Below are 14,173 nucleotides of genomic sequence, written 5' to 3'. Positions count from 1 at the left end.
GGCCTCTCTATGCCGGCATTGCGTGACCGGATCCATGGTTCCTGCCGCCAAAAGCGGCGGCGGCACATACCAAACATCAACACTACGCGGTCTGACGTTGCAGGACTGCTTTGCCTACAGCGAACGGGACCTCCTCCGGGCAGACAGCCTTCCGGCCGCGCGGTACGGTGAAAGAGATCACCAGCCAGTTCGACGATCGGCGGCACCATGACTTCCAACCCCAACAATCCGTCCAACGACGACGAGACCCCCAAGGATCCGCTGGCAGAAATGCTCCAGAACCTGATGGGCGGCCAGGGCATGGGCAACATCGATCCCGCCGAGTTGGCCAAAGCCGCCGGCCTGCCCAACGATCCCCAGCTCCTTCAGCAGATGTTCGCCCAGGTTCAGGCAATGATGAGCTCCACCTCTGATGGTCCCGTGAACTGGCAACTCGCCCATGAGAACGCACGCCGCGTCGCCGCCGCTGGCACCGACCCCTCAGTCAACGCCCAGCAGGCGAGGGAGATCGACGAAGCGCTCAGGCTTGCAGAACTTTGGCTTGACCCGGTGACAGATCTCTCGGCAACCGGACTGATCGGGCGGGCGTGGTCAAGGGCAGAATGGGTTGAGGCAACCCTGGGGACGTGGAAGCGTCTGACCGAGCCGGTAGCCAACAGCATCGCCAACGCCCTGTCCAACGCACTCACACAACAAATGCCCGAAGAAATGAAGTCCATGATGGGCGGTGCTTCCTCCATGCTGCAAAACATGGGCGGAGCGATTTTCGGCATGCAACTTGGACAGGCCATCGGCGCGCTCTCAGCGGAGGTTGTCAGCTCTACTGACATCGGAGTCCCTCTGGCGGATCTCGAAATGGCCCTGTTGCCGGCCAACGTCGCCAAATTCGGAGAGGGCCTCAGCCTCCCGGAGAACGATGTTCGGCTCTTCCTTGCCGTACGTGAGGCCGCCCACGCACGCTTGTTCGTCCAGGTTCCTTGGTTGCGTGGTCATCTGCTGGGAGCCATTGAGGCCTACGCCCGCGGAATTCACATCGACATGTCCCGCATCGAAGACCTCGCCAGGGACCTTGACCCGAGCAACCCCGAAGGAATCCAGGAAGCACTGTCCCAAGGAGTCTTCACACCCGAACGCACGCCGGTCCAGACGGCCGCGCTGGAGAAGCTCGAAACAGCGCTTGCCCTGGTGGAAGGCTGGGTGGACGAGCTCACTGCCGAAGCCACTGAAAAAGTACTGCCCTCCGCTACAGCGCTGCGCGAAACCGTGCGTCGTCGCCGGGCTACAGGAGGACCGGCCGAGCACGCTTTCTCGTCCCTCGTCGGCTTGGAGCTTCGACCCCGCAGGCTTCGCGAAGCGGCAACTCTCTGGGCGACGCTGAAGGAAGAACGGGGCATCGCAGGGCGTGACGCGATCTGGCACCACCCGGATCTCCTGCCCACGGGTGAGGACTTGGACGACCCCAAGGGCTTCTCGGAACGGCGACGCCTTGCCGAGGCAAGCGACAGCGAAGTTGATGACGCCCTTCAGAAGCTTCTGAGCGGCGGCTACGAAACCGCGGAAGACGATACTCAAGCGTCTGATCCCGAGGGCAATTCCACGAAGAACGAATCCGGCAAGGAACCGGAAACGGATGACACAGACCCCGAGGCACCAAGCAAGTAAGCAGTAACCAACGGCCGCCATGTCTATAGCGGCCGTTGTTTTCATGAGCGCCGCTGTTCGCCGAAGGGCCCTTTTCTCGTCTAGCGTCTTGGGCCTGAAAAGCTATGGCGACTTAGTCGGCTATGTCCCCGGCCGAATCACCGGGACCCTCTGTGTCAGGTTCCGCCGGGATACCCCGGGATGTAGCGAAGGCAACGCCTTCCAGGAAGGCCTTCGCCCGCTGAGCCTCAGGGTAGGCCTCAACCAACTTCCAGAATTCGGCATTGTGTCCCGCCACCAGCAAGTGAGCGAGCTCGTGCACCAGGACATAGTCAATGACCCATTGCGGCATGCGCTGCAACTTGTTCGACAACCTAATAGTGCCGTCCGCAGGTGTAGCCGAACCCCATCGGGAATTTTGGTTGGATACCCACCGCACCGATGAGGGGACGGCCCGCCCACCGAGGTACGTTTGCGAGAGGTGCTCGGCATGTTTGGCGAGGGCTTGGTCCGTGGCTGGACGCCGCCTGCCGGAACCTGTTTGCCGCTCCCCCTGTTTCTTCAGCTTGGCCAGCATTCGCCGGACCCACTCCCGCTCCTGGGACTTGGTAAAACTGGCAGGGATTGCGATCACAGCGTTGCCGTCTTCCCAGAAAGCGGCAACGGTACGGCGCCGCCTTGCTGATCGACGAACGACGACCGGCGCGCCGTCGTCGGTGATGTGAGGCACGTCGGCGTCGGACGCGGACTGGCGGGCCATCAGAGTTCGCTGCTCTCAGCGAGTACTGCCAGGACAGCTTCGCCATAGCGTTCGAGCTTGGAGGGGCCGATGCCTGCAAGGCCGGCCAGTTCCTCCAGCGATGAAGGCTTGGCCTCGGCTATCGCCGTGAGAGTAGCGTCCGTGAACACAACATACGCTGGAACATCGGCCGACTGGGCCTCGTCCCTTCGCCACTGCCTCAGGGCATCGAATGTTTGCTCCTCGTAAGTGGGCGGACACTGATTACAGCGCCCCACCTTGCGCTCGGCTCCGCTGGCCAGCATGCTTCCGCAAACCTTGCACGACGCCGGGGCCGCAGCCTTCCGCCGCGTGGGACCCGTCTTGCTGCGTGCGTTGGCGGATGCCACGGAATTGGGACGAAGTCCATCGAGGAAACGGGACGGCTTGCGGTTGGCCCGGCCACCCGGTGTTCGGGCTGTGGACCAGGAGAGATTCAGGTGTTCGCGCGCCCGGGTGATGCCGACATAAAGCAACCTGCGCTCTTCGTCCACATCCTCGGGGGTATCGGCAAAAGAAATAGGCATGAGGCCTTCGCTGAGGCCAACCAGGAACACTGCATCCCACTCAAGGCCCTTGGCTGCATGGAGGGAAGCAAGGGTGACGCCTTGAACGGTGGGCGCGTGCTGGGCGACCGATCGCTCCTGTAACTCGTTGACGAACTCAGTCAAAGTGAAGGACTCCCCCCGGCTAACAGCAAGCTCATCAGCCAGGGCAACCAAAGCTGCCAAGGATTCCCACCGCTCACGCAGCGCTCCACCGCTGTGCGGGGCGGCATCCGTGTAGCCCAGTGACGCAACGATGTCCCGGACGATCTGCCCCAGTGATTCGTGGGGCCCTTCGGCCACGGCACGGGTTGCCGCCCGCAGCTGGAGGATGGCATCACGGACTTCCTTGCGTGCGAAGAACCTCTCGCCTCCCCGGAGCTGATAGCCAATGCCGGCAGAGGCCAGTGCTTGCTCGTACGCTTCAGACTGGCCGTTGGTACGGAACAGGATGGCGATCTCGCTGGCCTTGACTCCGGTGTTGAGCAGTTCCTGGATTCTGCCTGCCACCACCGCTGCCTCGGCCTCATCGTCCGGGCACTCCATGAAGCGTGGCTCCGGACCGGAAGGCCGTTGGGCGACGAGCTTGAGCGGCGGAGCCCATGCGGCATCTGCTACCGGGCCGCCGCTTCGACGGGAGCCCAGGAGCTCGTTGGCCAACTTCACCACTTGCGGGGTGGAGCGGTAATCGCGAATGAGCTTGACGACGGTTGCTTCGGGGAACTGCGCTTTGAAGCCCAAGAGATGCTTGGGTGAAGCTCCAGTAAAGGAGTAGATGGTCTGGCTGGCATCGCCCACCACGCACAATTCGTTCCGGCCGCCGAGCCACAAATCCAGCAGCCGCTGTTGCAGGGGCGAAACGTCCTGGTACTCGTCCACCACGAAGTGGCGGTATTGTTCCCGGACTGTTGCCGCTACCTTAGGGTCCTCCTGAAGGATCCCCACGGTAATGAGCAGGACGTCTTCGAAGTCGATGACGTTGCGGTCGGTTTTGATGTCCTCATAGGCCTGGAACACCCTGGAAACCGCGGTGAGATCAAAACCTCCGGGAGTTCCACGGCCTTGGGCATTCTCCAGATAATTGGCCGGGGTCAGCATGGACACCTTGGCCCACTCGATTTCGGCCGCCAGATCTCTGATGGAGGCACGATCCGTGCTGAGGCGAAGCCTGCGGGATGCCTCGGCAATCATGTTGGCCTTGTGGTCCAGCAGGCTGGGCAAAGTGCCGCCGATCGCCTGCGGCCAAAAGAACTGCAGCTGCCTCAAGGCGGCTGCGTGGAAGGTGCGGGCTTGAACATTGGCAACCCCAAGATCGCGGAGCCTGCTGCGCATCTCGGCCGCGGCCCGGGAAGTAAACGTCACGGCCAGCAGCCTTTGGGGGCTGTAGACGCCGGAGTGAACCCCATACGCAATGCGGTGGGTGATGGCCCGCGTCTTACCCGTGCCTGCCCCTGCCAAGACACACATGGGTCCCGTCAAGGTACCGGCTACTTCGCGCTGCTCATCGTCCAGGCCGCCTAGGATACGCTCCTCAAGTGAGACACCGCCGTCGAAAATCTCTTCGGTCACGGCTGGAGGTCTTCGATGACGCCGCCGTACCAATGCTCAATCAATGAACGCGCAATGGACAAGCGCGTTGAGATGGTGATTTCACCGCTCAAGACGGCTTCCTGCAACTCCTCGCGACTGAACCACCGTGCACGGGTGACCTCTACGCCGTCGGGCCGCGCAACGGCGTCGTCCGTCTTTGCTGTGAAACCCAACATGAGGGAAGCGGGGAAGGGCCAGGACTGTGAACCGAGGTACTGGCAGGCGGTCACGCGGACACCGACTTCTTCCCCGATTTCCCTCACAACGGCCTGCTCCAGAGATTCACCGGGCTCAACAAATCCTGCAAGAGTGGAGTAATTCTTGGCGTCGAGGGGCCCGCCTCCACCGAGCAGGAGCCGGCCGTCTGGCCCTACCACGGTGACAATGATGGCCGGATCCGTCCGCGGATAGTGTTCTGAATTGTCCTTGGGGCAACGACGAACCCAGCCGCCTGCCTCGATATCCGTGGGCGTACCGCACTGCGGGCAATGCGTGTGGGTTGCGTGCCACTTGGAGATTGCACTTGCCTCGATGAACAACGCGGTGTCCTTGGCATCAAGACGTGCCGCGACATCCCGGAAGCCTGCCCACTCCACATCCAGCGGCACCGTGGCCGTGCCCGGAGCCGGCGGCTCCGAAACCGTAAAGAGCACGATGGATGTGCCTTCCGGCAACGAGGAGGACGCCAAGGTAGTGCCCAGATAGATGGCAGCAACAGCACCGTCGGCAGATCCACCAAGAGCATTCCAGAGCGGAGCCGCGTCCCCGAACCACAAGCCGTCCGCGGTCACCAACGCTTTGCGCTGCGAAATGACCATGGCCTTTGCCGAGCCGGAAGCGATCAGCTCCTCAACCATTCCCGGTTTCATGCGGATGCCCGAACCGCGATCCACCATGGCAGGGCGGACGGGAAGGACAGTCTCCATCAGGTGGTTGGCAAGCGCCGGCGACTCCGTATAACTCATGTATCTACCGTACTGACTCGTACCGACAAAAAACATTTGGAAAGGTGCCCTGCTGTGGACACCGTCCCGTGACGTTGGCTGTTCGGGTACCAAAGGCGGGTTTTGCTCTATATTTCGTGCGCATTTGCTGCGGATCTGAAGACTCGCCGCACTGCATCATGGCCACAGCCCCCACTCAATCTACCGTTGAGAACGTGAGAAGAACACCGCTCGAACTGGCCGCCCTAGCAACCGCGGCGGTGCCCGGCCTGGCGCCGACGGCCGCAGCTTATTCCCCCGACGACGACGCCGACTTCGATTCAGCGTTGCTGCTCGACGCGGAAGGCAAACGCTGGCGGGTTCGTTCGCCGCGTCATCCCGAAGCCAGCACGCGGCTGGAAACCGAGTTCATGGTGCTGCGGGCCTTTGCGCCGGCCATCCGCGCCGAGCTGCCTTTTCACGTGCCCACCATCGCCGGCACAGTGCGGCAAGGTGCCCTGACCACCTTCGTCTACGCGCACCTTCAAGGCTCGACGCTCTCCATCGAAGAACTCTCAGCCGGCAGCCCCGCTTTGGCCCGGGAAGTGGGTACAACCCTGGCGGCCATTCATGACTTGCCACTGACGTTGGTCATCAATGCAGATCTTCCCAGCTATTCGGCCAATGAGTTCAGGCAACGCAAACTCAACGAGCTGGACCAAGCAGCAACCACCGGCAAGATTCCGGCCACCCTCCTGCGTCGCTGGGAGCACGCCCTGGAAGACGTCGCTCTCTGGCGATTCAATCCCTCAGTGGTACACGGGGACCTCCATGAAGACAATCTGATGGTCCAGGACGACACCGTCACGGCCCTGACGGGCTGGACGGATCTGCGGATCGGCGACCCCGCGGACGACTTCGCCTGGCTGGTGGCATCCAACGAAGCGTCCTTCGTTGAGGCCGTTCTCACCCACTACACCCAGGCACGCCGCGATGCCCCTGACGCCCATCTTCTCCGCCGGGCGGCGCTGCTGGCCGAGTTTGCCCTTGCCCAATATCTGGTCAAGGCCATGGCGGCAGGGCACCAGAGCATGAGCGCAGAAGCAGAATCAATGCTCCAGACGCTTGCCGACGACATCGACGAGCAGATGCGCCGAGAGGAAGAAGCTGCGCAAGCTGAGCATGAGGCCGCCGTGCTGAAGGCTTCAGATTCCCCTGCAGGCGTTCCTGCCGTTAGTGTCGCGGCGATTCCCGATGCAGGAGAGTCGGAGAGCCCCGGGGACGGCGACGCCGGAACCACCTCGGGCCATGACGACACCTCCACTGCCGCTATCAGTGTGGTCAGCGTGACGCCGCTTCGCGCGGGCGAACGATCCTGAACCGTCCTTTCGAGCCTCCCCTTATTCAGCTGCCGTTCTTCAACGCCCTCTCAACAATCAGCTCCAACTCCTCGGCGCTGCCAAGATCGTGCGGGCGCACGACGTCGTCATCCGCCACGTAGTAAAAGGCAGCGCTGACGTCTTCGAGCGGAACGTCCTTGAGTCGGGCCCATGCGAGCCGGTAAACGGCCAGCTGCACCGCCCTGGTTGCCAGTTCCCGTCCTGCAGGGCGGCGTCCGGTCTTCCAGTCAATGAGCTGCCAGCGACCGTCAGCATCACGGAAGACGGCATCGATGCGCCCACGGACCACGACATCGCCGATCCGGGTTTCTACGGGTACTTCGACGAAAGCGGGTGCACGCTGGGCCCACTCAGACTGCTTGAACGCTGCCACCATGTCATCCAGGCCGTAAGCCTCGTCAATATGGGAGTCCGAACCCGGCGCCTCATCCAGATCCAACATTCCGGTTGTCCCGAAGTACTCCTCCACCCAGGCATGGAAGGCCGTACCTTTGCGGGCGGAAATGCCAGGTTCGCGGGGAACCGGCCTGCGCAGCTGGGACAGGACAGCCCCCGGGTCAGCGCCCAGGTCAACGAAAAGTGACGCAGAAATGTGGCTGGGCAGGTGAACATCCTGAATGGTCTTTAGCTGGCGCTGCCTGTCCAGCAATAGTTCTGCCTCCTGTGACCACTTCCCGGCCGCGCCTGTCAGGTCTCCTAAAGGTGACACGTCGGGTTCCTTCATGTATCCACGGACCATGGCCGCAGCCTGATCCATGGCCAGCCTTCTGCCAGGAGTCAGCCTTAGCCGGGAGCCGGTCCGCGGGTCTGAAGGCCCCTCCAATGGGTCATAAGGAAATTGTGCAACCTCGAGCACTGCGGTCAACGGACTTTCCGCGGGCAAGGCCTCTTCAGACACCGATTCAGCGTGGACCACCGCCGCTCCGACTGACGGCGTGGCGGCGCCTTCTACCGTTGCAGCAACTCCGGCCAGCGGTGCAAGTTCGGAGAGGAAGGAAGACATACCGGCCATTCCCGATCGGGAGCCATTCCAAGCAGCGCTGGAGGCCCACAAGACAAACTTTGCCCGGGTGTAGGCAACATAGGCAAGCCTCCTCTCCTCGGCCTCGCCGTGATGCTGGACCTCGGATTTGAAGTCCTTCTCGGCGTCCAGCCATCCCTTTTGGTCAGGCTGATCCAGGTCCCATTGCGGAAGGTCAGCCCGATCGCCCCGCAAAGGCCATGGCAAGGCTGCGGCGCCGGTGCTCCACCGCGAGTCCCTACTGCTGGGGAAAGAACCAGCGTTGAGTCCGGGGACAAAGACTACGTCCCATTCCAAACCCTTGGAGGCATGGACAGTCAACAATTGCACGGCCTCCCGGTTGGTCTCAGCGGGAGCCACGTCCAAGCCGCCTTCCTCTGAGGCTGCGGCCTCCAGCCACGACAAGAACGCCAGCAAATCAATGCGCTGTGACGTCTGCAGGAACCCTGCTGCGGCATCCTGAAAGGCATCCAGATTGCGGCGAGCCTGGTGAATACTAATTCCCGGCTTGGCGGCAACCTCAATGTCCAGCAGCATGGCACGCTCCACCTCACCAAGCAGTGTGGTGAGGTCGTCCCCGATGTAGCTCCTGAGCGAGCGAAGCTCGGAGGCCAGCCTGGTCAGTCGTTCCAGGGCAGCAGCACTCAGACTTCTCCCATGACCGGAAATCCAGCCAGGCCGGGGGAGGTAATCAAGGGCCTCCACGAGGCTTGCGGCATCGGTGATATCGCTTTCGACCACCGCTTTCGCAGGTTCTTCGTTGTCTTGAAAGGAGTCATGGTCGGCTGACGGGGCCGACCGGCGGCGGGCCAGGAAGCGGGACCAGTCATTGAAGGCCATCAAGTCTGCCGGACCAATCCGCCACCGAGCACCGGCCAACAACCTCATCAGCGCATCCGAACGTCCGGGATCGGAAAGTACCCGCAATGTGGCCACCAAATCCACAATCTCAGGCGTGTCCAACAATCCGCCCAGTCCAACGATCTCGTAGGCAATACCCTGGAGCTCGAACTCGCGGCGCAGACATTCCATCTGCGCCCGGCGTCGGCACAGTACCGCCATGGTTGGTTGGACAGCGGCTCCGTCCTTCTCTTCCTCAAAAACAGTCTTCCGATACCGGCGGACGTCGCGGGCTATGACAGCGGCCTCGTCTTCATCGGTGCCGAACCGGGCGATCACCACGCTTCCATCCACTGCGGCGGGGCTGGGAACCAACGCCGGGACGGAGACGCTGCCGGCTGTCTCCCTCTCCCCTGCGGGCCCGTCCGATGCCGCCGCCCTGTTCAAGGGCGCTGCAATGGTATTGGCGGCCTGGAGGATGTTCCTGCCATTCCGCCAGGCTGTGGTCAAGTAAGAAGTGGGGGCAACGGAGTAGGAAACATCGCCTCCGGAGGGGTCCAAGTGCCGCACGGGAAACTCCTGCACAAAGTGGAAGAGCTGGCCTGCTGAAGCGCCGCGGAAGCCATAGATCGACTGGTTGGGGTCACCCACCGCAGTCACTGCGTGGCCCTGACCAAAAAGTCGTGAAAAGAGGACAAGCTGTGCGTGGGAGGTGTCCTGGAACTCGTCTAGGAGCACCACCTTGTAGCGGGCACGTTCAGTGGTGGCAGCGAGCGGAATGTCACTGGCGATGCGCGCCGCAAGAGCCACTAGGTCGCCGAAATCAAGGACACCGCGTTGACGTTTCGCTTCCTGGTAGCGAACCACCATATCGGCAACGCTGGCGCGGGTCCGGAGCATGGCCGCGAGGTCTCCCGCAGCCTGGCTGGGATTTTTCTTGGCCCCGGTTACGTAGGGAAGCTGTTCAAAGGTCTCAACGCGTTCCAGAACCCATTCCCGTACCTCGCCGGGATCCTGAAGGTGCTCGGCACACTCCCCTGCCAGCTGGATGACCGCATTGACGAGTGTGGATTTTGCGGCTGTGAAGTGTTCGTAGTCGCCGTCGTAGGCCTCCACCACCTCGCTGGCCAGTTGCCAGGACTGTGCACCACCAAGCAACACGACGTCCCGTTCGATGCCCAACCGAAGACCGTAATCGGACACGATGCCGCTTGCATAGGAATGGTATGTGGAAACCTTGGGTTCGAGGTCGTCGGCACCAAGGAGCCCCTCCGGGAAGCCAATGCTGCCATCGTCCTCCGCCGCGATCCGCTGAAGAGTAGCCAGCTTGGACCGTATCCGGCTCGCCAGCTCTCCGGCAGCCTTCCGGGTAAATGTCACGCCGAGAACTTCCTCCGGACGCACCCAGCCGTTAGCCACGAGCCACACCACGCGGTCCGCCATGGTGGCAGTCTTGCCCGAACCTGCCCCCGCGATCACCAAGCGAGGGGAGAGAGGCGAAGCAATGATGGCCGCCTGCTCGGGCGTAGGGTGGTTCTTCTCGCCGAGGATACGGGCCAGTTCGGAGGGCGAAAATCTGGGCTCGGGGACTCCCGCCAAGTCCGGGGCGCCGGAGGCAAGGCCTTCCAGGAGCTCGGTTGTCATTCGGTGACCTGCTTTCCTCGGGCGCACAACGGGCAGATATCCGGCAGACGGCATCCATGACCGCCATGCCCTCCTTTGCCGGGATCGTGCCGTGCTTCGAACGTTGCACCCGCCATCAGCGATGCTGCCTCATTAACCAGGGTTTCTGCCCAGTTGTCTTTTGGATCCAAGGGGTCCTGCTGCTGTACTGCGGGGCTCTTGGTTTTGGTCCCAAGCTGGGCCAACACTGCTCCGCCTGGAACGGAGCCGGTTGTCGACCCTGAGTCCTGGAGATCCTGCCCGGTTCCAGCGTCCTGGAAAGCACCCTTGAGGACCGCGGCCTGATAGGCGCCGAGTTGCGGGTGCCGGGCAACCTCGGCCTTGCCGGGTTGCCGCTTGCCGGTCTTGAGGTCCACGATCACGAGCCTGCCCTCCGGATCTATTTCGAGTCGATCCACCTGACCGCGGAGTACCGCGTGTCGTACGGCGTCCTCCTCAAGAGCTTCAGGACCCTTAACGCCAACAGTGTCCACCGTGACATCAGGGAGCTGAACTTCAAAGTCGTGCTCTACCGCCAGCAAACGTCTTTGGTCATTACGCATAATGAGCACATACTGAGCCAACTTCCGGACCATGAGTTCCGCCCGCTGGAAATCGAGCTTTCCCTCCCAGTTATCCTTCATGCCCAAGGTGGGCCAGCGGCGCACGAGTTCGGCAACGTACTCGGCTCCTGAGGCCTCGGGATGGTCCTGCGCAATGTCGTGAACCAAGGTGCCCAGACTGCGCGCGAAATCGGTGGCAGCTTCCCCTCCTGCGGCTTGGACAAACCAGTCCAGAGGGGACTTATGGACGGCTTCCACTTTGGAAGGCGAAACGGAAACGGTACCTCCAGCCGGCACCACGGCTTCCTGGGAACTCAGCGCCGCCAAGCCCCACCACGTGTCCGGGTGTGCCCCCGGAACCGGTGGGTCCGTACTGGCGAGCCTGGCTAATATCCGGGCGGCCTCATTTGCACTACCGGTGTCTCCGGGGCCGTCGTCCTCCACCTGGGAATGCTGCCTCAGTTCTGCAACAAGGGCCCTCAAGGTCATGGGACGGTCAACCTGGGTGTAACCGCGTTTGTACTCGCCCGAACCCAACGGGGCCACGTAATCCAGGAAAGCAGAAGGTTGTTCGTCCTCGGAGGACACCGCCGTGCAAATCAGAACTTCACGGGCTCGCGATACGGCTGTTGAGAAGCTCCTGAGTTCGTCGTAACGGATATCCCGGAGCCTGCTCAGCGGTCCACGCCGGAGGGCGTAGTCCACTCCATGCTCTACGGCGTCAGCGTAGACAGTGCTGCCCAGCAACTCTCCACGGAGGCGGGTGTTGGGCCATACGCCTTCCTGAAGACCCGCTACGATCACCACCGGCCACTCCCGTCCTGCAGCACTGGCGGGAGTCATGATCTCCACGCAAGCCTCCAGCTGTGCCCTTGAGGCAAGGGTGTCCATGGGCAGTTCCTGGTTCAACAGGTAGTCCAGGAACTGTTCCGGACCAGAACCGGGCAGCTGGTCCACGAAGCGCTCGGCCGTATGGAACAGGGCCATCATGGCGTCAAGGTCCCGATCGGCGCGAGCCCCGGCGTTGCCGCCTTCCAATGCTGTTTCCGCCCAACGGGAAGACAACCCGGTAGCGTGCCATAGAGCCCACAGAACAGATTCCGCATTGGCGCCGGGCTCAGCTGCGGCAGCGGTACCTGCTGCGATCATGCGGGCAAGCCTGCGGGCGGAACTGCCTTCAATTCCCAACGAGGCCAGTGCCCCCGGCTGGAGCAAGGCTTCGACCAACAGGGCGTCACTGGAGCGACCGCCACCGCCAAGGAATTCCTCACGGCGAAGGGATTGTCGCAGCCTGCGCAATTCAATGGCGGTGGCTCCTCCGATGCGGGACGTCAGGAGCGAAACTGCAGTTTCCGGCGTCAGCTTTGCTGGGTCCAGAACAACGGCAAAGGCCTCCAGTAACGGGCGCACAGCGACCTCGTCACGGACAGCTGAGTCGGCTACCGGAACACGCACCGGAATCCCCTGGCCACTAAGATAACGCTGCAGCTGAGAAATCTGTCCGCCGTTCCGGACGATCACCGCGATGTCACTGAACTCCCGTGATTCCCGCAGCTGTGCCTCCAGGATGCGCTGGGCGACATACCGCAGCTCGTGGACGGCGGACGGCAGCACGTGCCCCTCTACGCGACCTTCCCGGGCAGCTGGTTGTGGGCCTTGCGGAAGTTGCGGTTGTTCCAACTGCCTGGCCAACTGACCACCGGAACGCTGTGAGATGCGGGCCGCCACCCGGGTCCATGCCTCAGCTACTTCCGGCGTGTGCCTGTGAGTCACTGACAGCGGACGTTCGAGAACAGTTTGTTGCGTGCCGCCCAGCAGCTTTGGCAGCTCTGAAACCAAGTCCGGACGTGCACCGCGAAAACCTTGCACGACGGTATCCGGCGAGTAGGTCACCACAATGTCCTTCCCCTCCCCGATGTCGGCAAGAAGCTCGAACACTGCCGGGTTGGATTCCTGGGCGTCGTCCACAAGGATGAGCTGGAGCCGTTCCCTCTCCGCCGCCAGGAACTCCGGCGAATCCTGGAAAATCTGACGGGCGGTGGTGATGATTCCGGCCGGGTCAAAAGCCTCGGGCATGCGGAGGTCCAAGACATCCCGGTACTCGCTGTACAGCTGGGCCGCCGCCATCCAATCAGGCCGTCCGCACTCGTAGGCAAGCCCAACCAAGTCCTCTGCGGTGCGCCCCGATTCGATGATGCGGTCAAACAATTGCCGGATCTCGTGACGGAAGCCGCGGGTAGGAAGTGCCGCTGCGAGATCCTCCGGCCACGGCAGCTGAAATCCCGGACGGGAGTGGCCTTCCAGCAATTCCTTGATGATGAGGTCCTGTTCGGGGCCCGACAGAAGCTTCGGTGGCCTCGTCAGCGGCAGGATGCCTTCCGCCTTTGCCCGTCGGATGACATCGAAAGCGTACGACGCCCAGGTGCGTGCCGGCGTCGTACTGAGACTGCGGTCCAGCCGTCCCGTGAAGGTGTCCCGCAAAGCCGCGGCGGCGAGGCGCCCAGGAGCAAGAATGAGGATCTGCTCAGGATCCAGTCCATCTTCGCGGACGCGGCGCACTGCGGATTCCACAAGCACCGTTGACTTGCCCGTGCCTGGACCTCCCGGCACAAGGACTGGGCCGCTCCCCTGCCGGAGGGAAACCACTGCATGTTGGTCCGGGGACAGAACGGGTGCCGCGTAGTGGGTCTCTCGCGGCGGGAGCAGGCGGAGGGCTGCTGATGCTTGGCGGGTTTTGGCAGGAGTCGCGGTCACACAGTCATTTCATCATCGGGTACTGACAATTTATGGAGTTGACGCTCCAACTGGTCAGAGATCACATCAAGTTGATCGAAGTCAGAGTCGGAAGGTGCCCATCGGGCGTTTGCCAGATCCACGCGCCAACGGCCTTCACGCGTCCTCAGGAAGGCCTCATAAGCGCCATGCAGTGGAGTGGATTCTTCCACGTAGTGCCGCAAGGCATCGACTTCATGACCGGGAGGTGCCTCCCCGCTCGCGCGAAGCACGCGCCACCAGGCAACGGAGCTTCCGTAGTGGCTCATGACTGCGCCGACCTGCCGCGGCCCGCCGGCACCCAAGAGCTCAGCGACGTCACCATAGGAGACCGCCGAGCCCGACGGAACAAGGTCTACAACGGCCAAAACCGCCGTCACATACTCCATCCGCATGTGTTCAGCGTAACGGCAGGAGTGTCGTGCCCAAAGAGTGTCG

The 14,173-nt window shown here is 62.4% G+C and carries 8 protein-coding genes; 2 read left to right on the top strand and 6 right to left on the bottom strand.

The features are described from left to right. Window positions 1-207: 207 nt before the first annotated feature. Window positions 208-1,662 carry a zinc-dependent metalloprotease gene (locus J7I86_RS09310; protein WP_214819141.1) on the top strand — a complete coding sequence of 485 codons (1,455 nt, stop codon included), beginning with the start codon at window positions 208-210 and terminating at the stop codon, window positions 1,660-1,662. Window positions 1,663-1,774: 112 nt separating this feature from the next. On the opposite strand, the gene J7I86_RS09305 is transcribed toward J7I86_RS09310, so the two are convergent. Genes J7I86_RS09305 through nudC form a run of 3 tightly spaced genes read right to left on the bottom strand, consistent with a single transcriptional unit; the run spans window position 1,775 to window position 5,519 of the window. Continuing rightward, window positions 1,775-2,401, bottom strand: coding sequence for a M48 family metallopeptidase (locus J7I86_RS09305; protein ID WP_214819140.1), 627 nt, complete (start codon window positions 2,399-2,401; stop codon window positions 1,775-1,777). Then, entirely contained in the window at window positions 2,401-4,533 is a 2,133-nt protein-coding gene (locus J7I86_RS09300; protein ID WP_214819139.1) for an ATP-dependent DNA helicase UvrD2, read from the bottom strand. Before J7I86_RS09300 ends, J7I86_RS09305 begins: the two co-directional genes overlap by 1 nt. After that, window positions 4,530-5,519 carry an NAD(+) diphosphatase gene (gene nudC / locus J7I86_RS09295; protein WP_214819138.1) on the bottom strand — a complete coding sequence of 330 codons (990 nt, stop codon included), beginning with the start codon at window positions 5,517-5,519 and terminating at the stop codon, window positions 4,530-4,532. The genes J7I86_RS09300 and nudC overlap by 4 nt, the downstream gene beginning before the upstream one ends. Before the next feature lie 194 nt (window positions 5,520-5,713). Between nudC and J7I86_RS09290 the strand changes: the two genes are divergently transcribed. Further along, window positions 5,714-6,856, top strand: a complete 1,143-nt coding sequence (locus J7I86_RS09290) for a macrolide 2'-phosphotransferase (RefSeq protein ID WP_214819137.1) — start codon at window positions 5,714-5,716, stop codon at window positions 6,854-6,856. Window positions 6,857-6,881: 25 nt separating this feature from the next. On the opposite strand, the gene J7I86_RS09285 is transcribed toward J7I86_RS09290, so the two are convergent. Genes J7I86_RS09285 through J7I86_RS09275 form a run of 3 tightly spaced genes read right to left on the bottom strand, consistent with a single transcriptional unit; the run spans window position 6,882 to window position 14,130 of the window. Further along, entirely contained in the window at window positions 6,882-10,382 is a 3,501-nt protein-coding gene (locus J7I86_RS09285) for an ATP-dependent DNA helicase (RefSeq protein WP_214819136.1), read from the bottom strand. After that, complete coding sequence (locus J7I86_RS09280; protein WP_214819135.1) at window positions 10,379-13,717, bottom strand: ATP-dependent DNA helicase; 3,339 nt, start codon at window positions 13,715-13,717, stop codon at window positions 10,379-10,381. The genes J7I86_RS09285 and J7I86_RS09280 overlap by 4 nt, the downstream gene beginning before the upstream one ends. Further along, window positions 13,714-14,130 carry an MGMT family protein gene (locus tag J7I86_RS09275; protein WP_214819134.1) on the bottom strand — a complete coding sequence of 139 codons (417 nt, stop codon included), beginning with the start codon at window positions 14,128-14,130 and terminating at the stop codon, window positions 13,714-13,716. Before J7I86_RS09275 ends, J7I86_RS09280 begins: the two co-directional genes overlap by 4 nt. Window positions 14,131-14,173: the final 43 nt, after the last annotated feature.

This window comes from Arthrobacter sp. ISL-95 (assembly GCF_018613695.1).
GTDB lineage: Bacteria > Actinomycetota > Actinomycetes > Actinomycetales > Micrococcaceae > Arthrobacter.
The sequence above is the reverse complement of the archived record's forward strand: the minus strand, read 5'-3'. Positions and strand labels throughout refer to the sequence as shown.

Bases quoted from the DNA above. Each gene is read 5' to 3' on its own strand.
- J7I86_RS09310 (WP_214819141.1), top strand. From the start codon at position 208: ATGACTTCCAACCCCAACAATCCGTCCAACGACGACGAGACCCCCAAG.
- J7I86_RS09305 (WP_214819140.1), bottom strand. From the start codon at position 2,401: ATGGCCCGCCAGTCCGCGTCCGACGCCGACGTGCCTCACATCACCGAC.
- nudC (WP_214819138.1), bottom strand. From the start codon at position 5,519: ATGAGTTATACGGAGTCGCCGGCGCTTGCCAACCACCTGATGGAGACT.
- J7I86_RS09285 (WP_214819136.1), bottom strand. From the start codon at position 10,382: ATGACAACCGAGCTCCTGGAAGGCCTTGCCTCCGGCGCCCCGGACTTG.
- J7I86_RS09275 (WP_214819134.1), bottom strand. From the start codon at position 14,130: ATGCGGATGGAGTATGTGACGGCGGTTTTGGCCGTTGTAGACCTTGTT.